This window comes from Thiorhodovibrio winogradskyi (assembly GCF_036208045.1).
GTDB classification, from domain to species: Bacteria; Pseudomonadota; Gammaproteobacteria; order Chromatiales; family Chromatiaceae; genus Thiorhodovibrio; species Thiorhodovibrio winogradskyi.
In genome coordinates this window covers 3,360,612-3,374,368 of record NZ_CP121472.1, presented here as the reverse complement: position 1 = coordinate 3,374,368, position 13,757 = coordinate 3,360,612, and the positions used below count along the sequence as shown (strand labels likewise).

Below are 13,757 nucleotides of genomic sequence, written 5' to 3'. Positions count from 1 at the left end.
TCGGTATTCGTGATGGCTTTCAGGGGGTTGTCAAAGAGTCACGTCCGACCCGCTTGCCATGGAATCACTCAGCGCCCAAGGTAGCACATAGCTTTCTCCCTCGATGTGACCGCTGATGGCACGAATGCCGTAAATGTCCCGCAGTCGCTCGCGGCTGAGCACCTGGTCAGGCGGCCCGAGTGCCACAGGCTCGCCCTGACGCAGCAGCAGCAAGCGGTCGCAGAAGCGACTGGCCAGTGTCAGGTCATGCATTACCACAATAACGGCGCGTCCGGCTGGGGAGGGGGTGGTTTGGCATGCGTTGGCACCGCCGTGATTGCCGCTCTGATGGCCCTGGTCGAGGATTGCGTTTTGGTTGCTGTGACTGTCGCTGGTTTTAGGGCCATCCTGGCAATAGGCGCGCAGGTCGTTCATGACTCTGAGTTGATGCAGGGGATCGAGCGCGGCGACGGGTTCGTCGGCCAGCAGTAGCGGGGCCTCGACCGCGAGTGCGCGGGCAAGTCGGGCGCGCGCGCGTTCTCCGCCGGAGAGTTCGGTCGCGCGCCGCGCGCGCAGATGCCAGATGTCGGTCATGTGCAGGGCGGCTTCGGTGGCGCGGCGATCGTCGGCGCTGTTCCGGCTTGGGGGCAAGGCTCCCGCGCGCTTTTCAGCCGATCCCCCAGCAACTCCCCCAGCGGCTCTCCCGCCGGATCGCCAGGAAGGCTGATGGGGGTGACGCCCGAGCGCGACCAACTCATCGACCCGAATGGGCCATTGCACGCGGTCATCCTGTCCGAGATAGGCCAGCCGGCGGGCGCGCTCGCGCGCAGAGAGCGTCGTGACATCCTCGCCAAGCAAGCGAATCCGGCCTGACCAGCCGTGATTGGAGTGAGCGCGATCAGCCTGAGGCAACAATTGCACCACGGCTTTGAGCAGGGTGCTCTTGCCGGCGCCGTTGGGTCCAATCAGGCCCAGGAGTTCCCCGGCCTTGAGTGCAAAGGTGACATCGCGCAGCAGCCTGCGGCCACCGAGCTTGACCGAGAGGGCGTCGATCTCGAGCAGCTTCATGGCAAATCCGCCCGTGCGCGCCACACCAGCGCGAGAAAAAAGGGCGCGCCGATGAGCGCCGTGACCACCCCGAGTTTGAGTTCCTGCGATGACGGCAGGGCCTGATCCAGCAACCGCAGGCCGATGTCGGCCGCCAGCACCAGCACGGCACCACCGAGCGCGCTGGCGAGAATCAGCGGTCCTGGCCGGTAGCCGACCCAGGGGCGCAGGACATGGGGGACCACCAGGCCGACGAAGCCAATGGCGCCGGTGACGGCCACGGTGGCGCCGACGCCGAGGGCGGAGCCGGTGATGATCAATCCGCGCAGCCGCCCGAGCGAGACACCCAAGCTCGCGGCTTCCGCCTCGCCCAGGGTTAACACCTCGAGCGAGCGCCCGCTTGCAAGCAGCAGTGCCAGCCCCAGCAGCACGAAGGGCAGGCACAGCAGCACGTCAGCGAAGCTGCGATCGCTGATGGAGCCGAGCAGCCAGAGCACCATGTCCTGCACTGCCGTGGGATTGGGCGCTACATTGAGCGCCAAGGAGGTCAGCGCTCCGGCCCAGGCCGAGAGCGCGATACCGGCCAAAATCAGCGTCAGGTTGGATGAACCCGCCCGGGTGAGCGCGGCCAGCGCCAGGGTCGCGAGCAGCGCCATCCCCATGGCGGCTGCCGGCAGCAACCACAGGCTGATGGTGGTGGCGCCAAAATAGAGCGCCAGCACCGCGCCGAGCGCGGCACTGGAGGAAATCCCCAGCAGACCGGGCTCGGCCAGCGGATTGCGCAACAGACCTTGGAGCGCGGCGCCCGAGGCACCCAACGCCATGCCCACCAGCCAGGCGAGCAGCACCCGCGGCAGGCGAATGTGTTGGACGATCAGCCGTTGTTCCTCGCTGCCCTGACCGAAGAGGCCAGCCAGCACCTCGCCCAGGGTCAAGGGGGCATGGCCGATGCTGAGTGACAGCAGACTCAGGCCGGCGAGCAGACCGGGCAGGAGCGCCAGGTGGCCAGGTCTTGCGGACAGCCAGCGTCGCGGCCAAGGACCGGGTTGATCAGGTTGATCAGAAAAGTTCACTGCGCAGCCTTTTGACCGCTGGACTTACTCATCCGCGCTGACCGTTGGATGCCTGGGCGGCATGGCAGCCGCCATCACCTCGGCGGCCTTGAGCAATTCCAGCCCGCCGCAGCCCCAGCCGTTGGCGGGTAGGCCAATACTGCCGGTGTCGGCCAGAATCCGGCGCAACAGCGGATGACGGGCAAGGCCAGAGGCCTGGAGGGGTTGATCGTGATTAAAATAGCCGAGCAGAATCAGCCCGGGCGGGCTCATCACCAGTTGTTCCAGGGGAAATGGGCTCCAGCCACGGATGCCCTGTTCACGCGCCAGATTGCGCAGACCCAGGAGCCTGAGTAGATCATCGACATAGGTACCCGCGCCAGCGGTGCCACCATTGGGGCGCAGATAGAGCGCCAGCCAGGGCGGCATGCTTGCGGCCAGCGCGCGCATGCGGGCAGCGGCCGCGCGGCTGACTTGGCGGGCGCTGGCAGCGCGACCGATCCGCGCGCCAAGGTCGCGCGCGGTGGCGAGGGCATCCTCCCAACTGCCGGGGTAAGGCATCTCAATGATTTCAATCCCTTGGCGCGCCAGCAGTTCGCCATGGCGGCGCCCGCCCCAGCCAGCGTAAGCCAGCACCAGATCGGGTTTGAGCGCCAGCAATTCCTCGATGCTGCCGCGATGGCTGGGGTAGGCGCCTGCCCGCGCGGCCAACTCGGTCTGCTCAAGTGCTTGGCTTTGGCGGGACAGGGCCAGGATTTGCTCTGGGGCAGCCAGACGCAGCACCAGCAGATCGGCGCAGAGATTGGTGCTGACCAGGCTGGGCAGGGCAGGCGCGCCCTGCCCAGCAGCCACTGTCTCCGCGCCGAGCAGGAAGATGCCAAGCACCAAGTGTCTCAGTCCAAGGCGAATTCCCTTATGAGTCAAGGTTATCGGTCACCCGCAATGACCAGCCGGGATCTTAATAATGTACGCATCGCTGATTGCGATCACTCAGGCTGCCTGACGTGCCTGTGCGGTCGCGGTAGGAATGGGCTCCCCGGATTGACGACAAGCCGCGATCCAGGCCTCAATGGCGTGCTCGATTTCGCGTGCGGCCTCGGTATGGGTACCGCCCCACGCGCTGCATCCAGGCAAGTCTGGTACAGTGGCGATATAGCCTTGGTCTTCGTCACTCCAGAAAATTTCGACCAAGTAATGCGGCATGGCATTATTCTCCATACTTTTCGATCATGGCGATCAATTGACGTGCCTGATAAACCGGGATCAAGCCATCACGGTTTTGGAAGTTTAGTTGCACGGCTTCCCGAGAACGCTTGAATACCCGGTGAGATCCCCGGCCACCCTCGTGGATAAAGCCGAGTGAAACCGCGATCTCGCAGGCATCATCGAAGCGAACCGCGCGCGGATTCCGCCGCACGGCCGCAAAGCGTTTTTCCTTTTGGGTCATCAGTCTATCTTGGCTTCAGGGATCATATCCCAACACCGGCGCCAGCCAGCGCTCGGCCTGTTCCAAGGTCATCCCCTTGCGCCGGGCATAGTCCTCGACCTGATCCTTTTGGATGCGCCCGACGCCGAAGTAGCGCGACTCGGGGTGGGAGAAATACCAGCCGGAAACGGCGGCGGTCGGCAGCATGGCGTAGCTTTCGGTGAGCGTCAGGCCGATGCGTTGGTCGGGCTTGAGTAGCTCCCACAGGGTGCCTTTTTCGGTGTGATCCGGGCAGGCGGCATAGCCGGGGGCGGGGCGGATGCCGGTGTATTTTTCGGCGATCAAGGCGTTGTTGTCGAGTTGTTCATCGGGTGCGTGGCCCCAGAGCTTGGTGCGCACGATCTGGTGCAGGCGCTCGGCAAATGCCTCGGCCAGGCGGTCGGCAAGGGCTTTCAGCATGATGGAATTGTAGTCATCATGATCGGCCTCAAAACGGGCGATGTGTTCGTCGATGCCGACACCGGCGGTAACCGCAAAGCCGCCGATCCAGTCGCGGGTGCCGGAGTCGGCCGGGGCGATGAAATCCGTCAGGCACAGATTCGGCTGGTTCTTACCGGCGGCGCGGAACATCTGCTGGCGTAGCATGTGCAAGGTGGTCAGCGGCTCTTTGCGGTCCTCGTCGCTGAACAGCGCGATATCATCGTCATTGACTGATTGCGCCGGGAAGAAGCCGCACACGGCTCTGGCAGTGAGCCAGTGCTCGTTCACCAATGTCTCGAGGAATGGCTTGGCATCCTCGAACAGCTTGCGCGCTTCCTGCCCCACGACCTCGTCATCGAGGATCGCGGGGTATTTGCCGGCCAGCTCCCAGGCATTGAAGAAGGGCGACCAGTCGGTAAAGTTGGCCAGATCGGCGAGCGGATAATCATCGATGGTCAGGATCACCCCATCTCCCTGGCGCTCCAGGGTGAGTGTCCAGTCCTGCCGCTCGAGGCTGCCGGCATCAAAATCCGCTTCCAGAACGCGCGGGCGCCGTGGTTGGTAGCTTGACCAATCAATGGCGACCTTGTTGGTCCGGGCATCGCCAAGCGGCATGGACTTGCGCGTGCCGCTTTTGGCCTCGCGCTCGACGCGCAGGCGCTCGTAGTCCTCGGCGATTTGAGCAACATAGCCGTCACGCTGGGTTTTGCTGAGCAAATTCGACACCACGCCGACCGCGCGCGAGGCATCCACCACATAGACCACCGGATGCTTGCGCTGCGGGGCGATCTTGACCGCCGTGTGCAGTTTCGAGGTGGTCGCGCCGCCGATCAGCAGCGGCATGTCCATCCCCTGGCGCTCCATCTCCTTGGCGACATGCACCATTTCATCCAGCGACGGGGTAATGAGTCCCGACAGGCCAATCATGTCGACCTGTTCCTCGCGCGCGCGCTGCAAAATGGTCTCCGCCGGGACCATGACGCCCAGGTCAACCACCTCATAGCCGTTGCATTGCAGCACCACGGCGACGATATTCTTGCCGATGTCATGCACATCGCCTTTCACGGTCGCGATCAGGAACTTGCCATAGCTGGTGCCGGCCATCCCCGAGGCTTCTTTCTCGGCCTCGAGATAAGGGAACAGATAGGCCACGGCTTTTTTCATCACCCGGGCGGATTTCACCACCTGCGGCAAAAACATCTTGCCCTCGCCAAACAGATCGCCGACCACATTCATGCCGGCCATCAGCGGGCCTTCGATCACCTCCAGCGGCTTGTCGGCGGCTTGGCGCGCGGCTTCGGTGTCCTCGTCGATGAAGTCGGTGATGCCCTTGACCAGGGAATGCTCCAGGCGCTTTTCCACCGGCCAGGAGCGCCATTCCTGATCTTCCACCTTCTCGGCACTGCTGCCGTCGCCCCTGTACTTGGGTGCGATGTCCAGCAGCCGCTCGGTGGCATCGGGGCGGCGGTTCTGAATCACATCCTCGACCGCCTCGCGCAATTCCTCGGGCAGATCGTCATAAATGGCCAGTTGCCCGGCGTTGACAATGCCCATGTCCATGCCGGCTTTGATGGCATGATAGAGAAAGACACAGTGAATGGCCTCGCGCACCGGGTTATTGCCGCGGAAGGAGAAGGACACATTGGACACGCCGCCGGAGACCAGCGCGTGGGGCAGGCTGCGCTTGATCTCGCGCGTCGCCTCGATAAAATCCACCGCGTAGTTGTTGTGCTCCTCGATGCCGGTGGCGACGGCGAAGATGTTGGGGTCGAAAATGATGTCCTCGGCCGGGTAGCCCACCTCTTCGGTCAGCAGCTTGTAGGCGCGGGTGCAGATCTCGACCTTGCGCGCCTGGGTGTCGGCCTGACCGACCTCGTCGAAGGCCATCACAATCACCGCCGCGCCATAGCGTCGGCACAAGCGTGCCTGCTCGATGAACTTGTCCTCGCCTTCTTTCATCGAGATGGAGTTGACAATGGCCTTGCCCTGCACACATTTCAGCCCGGTCTCGATCACCTCCCATTTGGACGAGTCGATCATCACCGGCACCCGGGCGATGTCCGGCTCGGCGGCGGTCAGGTTCAAAAAGCGCTGCATGGCCGCGACCGCATCCAGCAGGCCCTCGTCCATGTTGACATCAATCACCTGGGCGCCGTTTTCGACCTGCTCGACCGCGACGCTCAAGGCGGTGTCATAGTCGCCTTCCTTGATCAGCCGCTTAAAGCGCGCCGAGCCGGTGACATTGGTGCGCTCGCCGACATTGACGAAAAAGCTGTCCTTGGTGATGTTGCAGGGTTCCAGCCCCGACAGGCGGCAGGCGGGTGGGATGTTCGGCACCTGGCGCGGCGCCATCCCGGCGACCGCCTCGGCCATGGCGCGGATATGATCGGGCGTGGTGCCGCAGCAACCGCCGACGATGTTCAGCCAGCCCGCGCGTGCCCAGTCGGAGACTTCGCGCGCCATCTCCTCCGGCCCCAGGTCATAGCCACCCAGCTCGTTGGGCAGCCCGGCATTGGGATGCGCGGAAATCTGGCACTCGGCGATGCGCGAGAGCTCCTCCACATAGGGTCGCAGCTCGCTCGGCCCCAACGCACAATTCAGCCCAATACTCAGTGGCTGGGCATGGCGCAGGGAGTTGTAAAAGGCCTCGGTGGTCTGGCCGGTCAGGGTGCGCCCGGACTGATCGGTGATGGTGCCCGAGAGCATGATCGGCCGCTCCACGCCGTCCTGGTCGAACACCTGCCAGACGCCAAAGGCGGCGGCCTTGGCGTTGAGGGTGTCAAAAATAGTCTCGATCAGCAGGATATCGACCCCGCCCTCGATCAGCGCCCGGGTCGCCTCGGCATAGGCGCTGACCAGGATGTCGAAATCGACATTGCGAAAGCCTGGATCATTGACATCCGGGGAGATGGACGCGGTGCGGTTGGTCGGCCCCAGCACGCCAGCGACAAAGCGCGGCTTCTCAGGGCTAGAGGCTTCATCCGCCGCCTGCCGGGCCAGCTTGGCGGCGGCCAGATTGATCTCAGTGACCAGCTCCTCCATGCCATAGTCGGCCATGGCGATGCGAGTGCCGTTGAAGGTGTTGGTCTCGATAATGTCCGCGCCGGCGTCCAGATAGGCGGCATGAATGCCCCGAATAATCTCGGGCTGGGTCAGCACCAGCAGATCATTGTTGCCTTTGAGGTCCGATGGCCAATCCTTGAAGCGCTCACCGCGATAGTCGGCTTCTTCGAGCTTGTGGCGCTGGATCATGGTGCCCATGGCGCCGTCGAGGATCAGAATCGAGCGCGCGAGGCGCTCCTTGAGGAGGCGGGAATTGTCAGTCATGAGGCTCTCTGGTGTCCGGGCTGATGGCTCGGGCGATCTTGAGGTTCCGAGTCGCTGCGCGCCGGCAAGTGCGGGGCAGGAGGGGGTTGATGGTCACATCGGCGGATTCCGACGTGCAGGGGCCTGTTTGGCCCGATGGTTCGATCAGCCGCTTAGCTTAACATGATCCGGCGTGATGCCGGATCATCGGACGCGCCGACACCCAGTGGTCGGGCAACCCGCGCAGAAGGGCGCTACCTCATGACAGACTGCGCGGGGCGCGCAACCGAGATGGAATTTCAGTAACCAACCGAGGAGACCCTCATGTCCAATCCTATTCAGGTCGCCGCCGCACTGGCGCTCAGCCGCTTTGCCACCGTGACTTTTGGCATCGGGGACGGTTCCAGACCAGGCGCGGCGCGACATCGCCATTGAGTGCGAGGCGCTCATTGAGGAGGTGGGAATTGATATCATCGGCATCGCCGGTGATCATTGGGAGCAGGCGTCGACACCGAGGATTTCTTCGCCCTGATGGAACAATGACTGAGCGAGCTGGAAAAAAACTGGATGATCGAGTCGATGGCGATGACCGAACGCTTCTTCAACAATGCCGGGCCGACCAGCTGCGCCGATCACTATTGCTTGGATCCGCTGCAGCGCATCAATGTTGAGGACATTGAAAGTCTGATCGCCCAGCGACGCTACTTCATCCTCCACGCCCCGCGCCAGACCGGCAAGACCACCTCGCTGCTGGCCTTGATGCACCATCTCAACGCCCAAGGGCGCTATCGGTGCTTGTATATCAATGTCGAGGTCGCTCAATCCGCGCGCGAGGAGGTGGCGGCGGCGATGCGCCTGATTCTGGACGAGTTGGCACGCAATGCCGATCTGTATCTCGGGGAAAAAACACCGGCAGTCATCCGGGATCGCCTCGTCGGCTCCGGCGGACTGGCCGGCGGTCTTGCCGAGTTACTCGGCGAATGGTCGCGCCAGAACGCCAAGCCAATCGTCTTGCTGGTCGATGAAATCGACAGCCTGATCGGCGACAGCCTGATTGCGGTGCTGCGCCAACTGCGCGCGGGCTATCCCAAGCGCCCTGGGGCTTTCCCCCAGACCGTCATCCTCTGCGGCGTGCGCGATGTGCGCGACTATCGCATTCACTCCGCCCGCTCCCAGGAGATCATCACCGGCGGTAGTGCCTTCAACATCAAGGCCGAATCAATCCGCTTGGGTGACTTCACCGAGGCCGATGTGCAGACCCTCTACCAACAGCACAGCGCCGAGACCGGCCAGCCCTTCACGCCTGAGGCCCTGCAACGGGTCTGGCACTGGACCCAGGGCCAGCCGTGGCTGGTCAATGCCATTGGCTATCAGGTTACCTTCCGGCGCAAGGAGCTGCGTGATCGTACCCGCACCATCGACGCCGAGGCCATCGACCAGGCTGCCGAGACGCTGATTCTGCGCCGCGACACCCATCTCGATCAGCTTACCGATAAGCTGCAAGAGCCGCGCGTGCGGCGGGTGATTGCCCCATTGCTGGCCGGCGAGGATGATCCGGGTCACTTGCCGCATGATGATGTGCAATATGTCTATGATTTAGGCCTGATCCGTCTCGACAGTCAGCTTGCCATCGCCAACCCCATCTACCGCGAAATCATCCCGCGCGAGCTGATTTACACCACCAGCCTCACCATCAGTGAGGAGCCGGCCTGGTATCTCCGTCCCGATGGCTGCTTGGACATGGGTAAACTGCTCACAGCTTTCCAAATCTTCTTCCGCGAGCACTCCGAGCACTGGATCGAGCGCTTTCACTACAAAGAAGCCGGCCCGCAATTACTGCTGCAAGCCTTCCTGCAGCGCATCGTCAACGGCGGCGGGAGGGTCGAGCGCGAATATGGCCTCGGGCGCGGGCGCACCGATCTGCTGCTGCGCTGGCCGTGCGGCGAGGATCAGATGCAGAACCTGGTGTTGGAGCTGAAGCTTTTGCACAAAAGCCTCAAAACCACCCTGGCCGAGGGCTTGGAGCAGACCTTCAGCTATGCCGACCGCTGCTCGGCGGATGAGGCACATCTGATCATTTTTGATCGCCGTGAGCGGCCGTGGAAGGACAAGATCTTCCAGCGCGAGGAGACGCTCAACGGGCGGGTGATCCGGGTCTGGGGAATGTAGCCGAAAGTTAAGCGGCGTTAATTTTCTCGGAACAAGGATGATTTCGGTCGGGTTGGTTCGTTCACCCTTTCAACAGGTAATTCCACTCTTTGTTGACGTTCGCGCCGAAGCGACAGGAACGTTTCGACAGCCTAGGGCCATCGTCACGGCTGTCGAAGGCGATGTGTAGCCGTCCGGTCACGGCGACCCATTGTTCTCGCTGCCGCCATCGCGGGCCAGACTGGCGGCAGCGGGCGGTTAGACACCCCAGTGGCGAACCCGACCGGTGTCGAGGTGGAGAAAATCCGATTTTGGATAGTAGCCAACCCCGCCGCGGGCGAGTTGCAGCGCTGTTTTGCAGACAGTTGAGGTGGGGGTTTCGGCCATGCGGATGTCGAGGGCGCGACCGCTCATATGAAAACTGCGTTTGGCGACACCGCCGGAGGTGCGCCGCAGCATGGCGTTGGTGTGGGGAGAACGATAGGCGCTGACGATTTGGAACAGGGCCCCGTCTTGGTCGAGGCGGTCTTGCAGGTCAAACAGGGTATCGAAAAGGCGAGGGTCGATTTGTGTTTTGTCGCCAGTACGAAAATCCTTCAAGAAATCATTCAGTCGTGCGAGAGCACTGCGGTGGTAGTAATTTCCGGTGCGGTAATCAATGTCCAGGCGTTCCTCGGTGTGCAGGTGATGCAGTCGCAGGCAACGGACCTGTGGGCGATGCTTGGCCGCGAAGACAGACGTGGCTGTTGTAGACAATGCGAAACCTAAAAAATACCTTCGGTTCATTTTGATCTCTCCACGGAATTGCTGGGTGTCCGGTCAGAAAAAAATCCACCGTTAAAAGGTGTTACAAATCAGCAGCGCATTGAACGGGGCAACTTGCGCCAAGCAGCGATCAAGCAGTCCTTCCGCGGTAGAAACGGTACTGAACGGCAATGTAGCAGCCTGAATGGTGGTTGACCTTTGGCGATTAACCTCTAAACTTACTTAACAAGTGTTGCCAACTTGCTAGTCTGAAAACGATTTATCTAACTGATGGCTTGAATCATAGCACAAAGCTGGAAAACCGGGGCACTGAAGCTCTGATGAAAATCGCTACCGTTCGTCGGTTTCTTATCCGACGGCGGGGCGCAAGAATCAATGTGCCCGTGCTGGGGCTGTTACCCACGTCAAGGGCGCAAAGGCTGTCTGCGGCGAGTGGTTGTTTCAGGTGCTGGGCAAGCAGCATCTCATCGAACCGCCGGAGCTTGGCGGAAAACTGTTTCCAGCGGGAGGACAGATGCGCAATCGATTTTTGCTGATGTTGATGACCGCTAGTGTTGCCGTGACGGCTGCCACAGCTAGGCCGCCAGTGATGGCAGACGTGTTCAAATATGTCGATAGTGCCGGCAATGTGGTCTTTTCCGATAAGCGCCTGGAGAACGCCGGACTCAGGCTTGAGTGGAAACGCGCGGGCGAAGCCTTGGTGGCGGAAAACCGTGAGCAGTCGGAGCGGGTGCGCGAGCGCCGCCGCGAGGCGGCGGCTAGATTGCGGGAAAGCTTGGCGCTGAAGCGACATCAATGGCTGGGACGCTCGCCTTTGTGGGGGTCTCCAGCAGGTGCGCTGACCAGCCCCAAGCGCGATGCTTCCCTGCAAGACAGGCGCGCGCACTACCGGGCGCTGATCGACAACACCGCCCGCGAGTACCAACTCTGGCCAGAATTGCTGCATGCGGTGGTTCGCACCGAGTCGGCCTATCGCGCTGACGCCCAGTCGTCCGCCGGAGCCTGCGGCCTGATGCAGCTGATGCCGGGGACGGCTGAGCGCTTTAAGGTGCGCAATATCTGGGATCCTGCTGAGAATCTTCGCGGTGGAGCGGCCTATCTGCGGTTTTTGCTCAATCTGTTTCAAAGTGATCTGCGGCTTGCGCTGGCGGCCTATAATGCCGGTGAAAATGCGGTGAAGCGTTACGGCAATACCATCCCCCCTTATCCTGAAACTCAGGATTATGTCCGCAAGGTATTACGATTTTTGCACGCTGAGCGCCAGGCATTTCGTTCCTGATGACGGGCGGTGTCAGCGTTAAGTCGGCGGCCCTGGAACCCTACGCTTGGCGTTGGCTGATGTCTGGTCCGGTCGGTCCTTGGGGATGTCGGCGTCTTCAGGCGGTCTGACCACACGGGCGCGACCGCTGAGCATGGCTTTGGCCAGGTCTTTCAGGCCACGCATTTCTGTCTTGGTGCCGGCTTCGTCGACAAAGAGATAGGTTGATGTCAGAGGACTAATCCAGGAAAGTTGGATGCGACGACCCTCGGTTGTGGCGTCGCCAAAGGGCGAGTCGAGCTCGAACCAGGTGCCTGATTTTGTCTCACGCAGCTCCTCGATCATTGCCTGCAGCGCATCTTCAGGCATCCCGTCGGACGGCTGCTGGCCACTTTCCTCCTCGGCACTTGGGCTGCCGTCGAAGTCACTTTGCGGCACGCTGGCGAGTCGCCCGGGATGACCCGTTGGAGGGCGCGACGGGAGCGCCTGGCCCCGTCGCAGTTGCTCGCGTACCCCGTGAGGGTTGGCAAGCAGGTTGTCAAGCGCGGCCAGTGTCGCGCGGTTGTAGCTCCCCAGGCGCTGAGCACCGTTGGCGACGCGCTGGCGCAGTCGCGGCAGCTCGGCGATGCGTGCTCGCAGGGCGGTGCCTGTGACGCGCGGATCAAATATCTCGACCAAGCAGCGTGCTGTGTCGAGTGCTTCGCGCCAGCTCGGGCTATCCGGTCCCTCATCGCGGTGCTGGCGCACCAGGGTCAGCAGTTCTGTCCAGGTTGTCTGCAGGAACGCCCGCACCTGGCGCGGCACATCATAAGGCCGCAGCAGCTCCAGAATAGCCCCGCGCGCCTGTCGCCTTGCCTCGCGTGCGATCCTTCGGTCGCGCAGCAAATCCCGGCTACGGCGTTCCAGAGGCGGTCGCGGCTGACGCAGACCGCGGGTATCTTGGTGCAAATGCTCGAGCAGTGCATCGAATGGTGGCGACTCGCCTTCTGGCGTATCAAGAACTCGCTCGGTGATTTCCCGTAAAACCGGCAGCGCGCCCTCGCTCGGGTCGGATTCGTCGATCCAATGGCTGCCGGCTTCAATCATTTCATCCAGCAAAACACGAGCTGGATGGCCTGGGTCGCGCAGCAGGCTGATGTCGCCGATGGCCGCTTTCAGGAAAGGCATCTGCAGTTGCCCAAGCAAGGCTTTAGCAATTGCTGGCAAGCCGGGCGTGTCAAACATCTGCGCGAACAGCTGCTCAATGGTGCCGATCAATTCGGGGTCGCGGGCATCGGTGCTGGCTTTGTTCAGCCGACCGATGGCGATCTGTTCGGTGCGAAGTCCGGGCGGCAGCGCGGCGGCGGTCTGGGATCCCTCGGCGGAACGGACGATGCCAATCAGGAAGCTGTGCAGAGGTGAGAGTTCGCGCGCCTGAAGGCCGATATCCCGATTGAAATGTGGTGCATCGGCAGCGGGATCATGCTTGCCAGCGTTGATGCCAAGCTGGCTGACTGCCGCAAGCTCGAGCAAATCGCCCACAAGCGCCTGATGGACGGCCTCATGATCCTCTGGGTCCGGCAGGTGACGCAGATTTGCGCCGAGCTGCGCGTTCTGTTGGCGTGAGCGACGCAGGTTGACCGGGCGGGTCTTGGGCAGGATGCCGGCATCGCGCAGGATATCGTTGAGCACGCGGTAGAGTGCGGCGGCCGACCAGGTGACGCGGTGATGAAAGAGCGCGTAGAGCACGGCTTTCACGCGGATATCGAAGTCTTCCTCGGCAATGGCGGCGCGAAAGCCATGAGCCAGATGATGCGGACCAGCAGGGATTTCGTCATCGCGCAATTTGCCGCCACCGGACATGACGGCAAGCCGCTGGCTTAGGGCGTAGAGCTCTGGAAAGCAGCGCGCATTAGTGCGAATGATCAGGTTTTTGATCGCCAGCGCCTCGCTGTCACGGGCAAAGGTCTGGATTTCCCGGTCATCCGCGCCGAGGATCTCCGCTTGTGGCAGCCAGGGACGGGGCTGCGCGCGTCCATGGGTAAAAAAGTGCGTCAGGCCCTGGTCGATAACGTCCTGAAAACGCTGACTGATGGCCGGTTGGTTTTCTTCGAACTGGGTGGCGGCATCGAAAAATAGACTTTGCGCCAGATCGCTGCCAACCACCTCGGCAAAGCCGAGCAGCGATGGACCCGCCGATCCGAACAATGCGCTCAGGCGCCGCTCGCTGAAGACCAGCACCTGCGCGCGATAGGCGTCGATGGCCTCGCGCACGCGGGCCGGATCAAGGCTGGCTTTGGGTTTTTGACGAAGCATG

10 protein-coding genes are annotated in these 13,757 nt (G+C 62.2%); 2 read left to right on the top strand and 8 right to left on the bottom strand.

The annotated features are described in order from the left end of the window. Positions 1–30: 30 nt before the first annotated feature. The 6 genes from Thiowin_RS15205 to metH form a co-directional block, all read right to left on the bottom strand. Positions 31–1,047, bottom strand: a complete 1,017-nt coding sequence (locus Thiowin_RS15205) for an ABC transporter ATP-binding protein (protein ID WP_328983844.1) — start codon at positions 1,045–1,047, stop codon at positions 31–33. Continuing rightward, complete coding sequence (locus Thiowin_RS15200) at positions 1,044–2,048, bottom strand: FecCD family ABC transporter permease (RefSeq protein WP_328988090.1); 1,005 nt, start codon at positions 2,046–2,048, stop codon at positions 1,044–1,046. The genes Thiowin_RS15205 and Thiowin_RS15200 overlap by 4 nt, the downstream gene beginning before the upstream one ends. Positions 2,049–2,123: 75 nt before the next feature. After that, positions 2,124–2,963: an ABC transporter substrate-binding protein gene (locus Thiowin_RS15195; RefSeq protein WP_328983843.1), complete on the bottom strand. Its 840-nt coding sequence runs from the start codon at positions 2,961–2,963 to the stop codon at positions 2,124–2,126. A gap of 105 nt (positions 2,964–3,068) precedes the next feature. Beyond that, on the bottom strand, positions 3,069–3,281 hold the full coding sequence (locus Thiowin_RS15190) for a type II toxin-antitoxin system HicB family antitoxin (RefSeq protein ID WP_328983842.1): 213 nt from the start codon (positions 3,279–3,281) through the stop codon (positions 3,069–3,071). Positions 3,282–3,285: 4 nt separating this feature from the next. Then, the gene (locus Thiowin_RS15185; RefSeq protein ID WP_328983841.1) at positions 3,286–3,525 is read right to left on the bottom strand and encodes a type II toxin-antitoxin system HicA family toxin; all 240 of its coding nucleotides are present in this window, start codon (positions 3,523–3,525) and stop codon (positions 3,286–3,288) included. Between the two features lie 15 nt (positions 3,526–3,540). Then, a complete protein-coding gene (metH, locus tag Thiowin_RS15180; RefSeq protein ID WP_328983840.1) occupies positions 3,541–7,311 on the bottom strand; it encodes a methionine synthase in 3,771 nt (1,256 codons plus the stop codon). A gap of 546 nt (positions 7,312–7,857) precedes the next feature. Here metH and Thiowin_RS15175 point away from each other — a divergent pair. Further along, positions 7,858–9,459, top strand: coding sequence for an ATP-binding protein (locus tag Thiowin_RS15175; protein ID WP_328983839.1), 1,602 nt, complete (start codon positions 7,858–7,860; stop codon positions 9,457–9,459). 237 nt (positions 9,460–9,696) lie between these two features. Here the strand turns inward: Thiowin_RS15175 and Thiowin_RS15170 are convergent, their stop codons facing one another. After that, a complete protein-coding gene (locus Thiowin_RS15170) occupies positions 9,697–10,224 on the bottom strand; it encodes a YcbK family protein (RefSeq protein WP_328983838.1) in 528 nt (175 codons plus the stop codon). A 568-nt stretch (positions 10,225–10,792) separates the two neighbouring features. Here Thiowin_RS15170 and Thiowin_RS15165 point away from each other — a divergent pair. Then, positions 10,793–11,482 (top strand): lytic transglycosylase domain-containing protein, encoded by a 690-nt coding sequence (locus Thiowin_RS15165; protein ID WP_408034088.1) that lies wholly within the window; start codon positions 10,793–10,795, stop codon positions 11,480–11,482. A gap of 18 nt (positions 11,483–11,500) precedes the next feature. Here Thiowin_RS15165 and Thiowin_RS15160 read toward each other — a convergent pair whose 3' ends face one another. Continuing rightward, on the bottom strand, positions 11,501–13,756 hold the full coding sequence (locus Thiowin_RS15160; protein WP_328983837.1) for a DUF1631 family protein: 2,256 nt from the start codon (positions 13,754–13,756) through the stop codon (positions 11,501–11,503). Position 13,757 lies beyond the last annotated feature (1 nt).

Excerpts from the sequence above, each read along its gene's own strand:
- Thiowin_RS15205 (WP_328983844.1), bottom strand. The coding sequence starts at position 1,047 with ATGAAGCTGCTCGAGATCGACGCCCTCTCGGTCAAGCTCGGTGGCCGC.
- Thiowin_RS15190 (WP_328983842.1), bottom strand. The coding sequence starts at position 3,281 with ATGCCGCATTACTTGGTCGAAATTTTCTGGAGTGACGAAGACCAAGGC.
- Thiowin_RS15185 (WP_328983841.1), bottom strand. The coding sequence starts at position 3,525 with ATGACCCAAAAGGAAAAACGCTTTGCGGCCGTGCGGCGGAATCCGCGC.
- metH (WP_328983840.1), bottom strand. The coding sequence starts at position 7,311 with ATGACTGACAATTCCCGCCTCCTCAAGGAGCGCCTCGCGCGCTCGATT.
- Thiowin_RS15175 (WP_328983839.1), top strand. The coding sequence starts at position 7,858 with ATGATCGAGTCGATGGCGATGACCGAACGCTTCTTCAACAATGCCGGG.
- Thiowin_RS15170 (WP_328983838.1), bottom strand. The coding sequence starts at position 10,224 with ATGAACCGAAGGTATTTTTTAGGTTTCGCATTGTCTACAACAGCCACG.
- Thiowin_RS15165 (WP_408034088.1), top strand. The coding sequence starts at position 10,793 with ATGGCAGACGTGTTCAAATATGTCGATAGTGCCGGCAATGTGGTCTTT.
- Thiowin_RS15160 (WP_328983837.1), bottom strand. The coding sequence starts at position 13,756 with ATGCTTCGTCAAAAACCCAAAGCCAGCCTTGATCCGGCCCGCGTGCGC.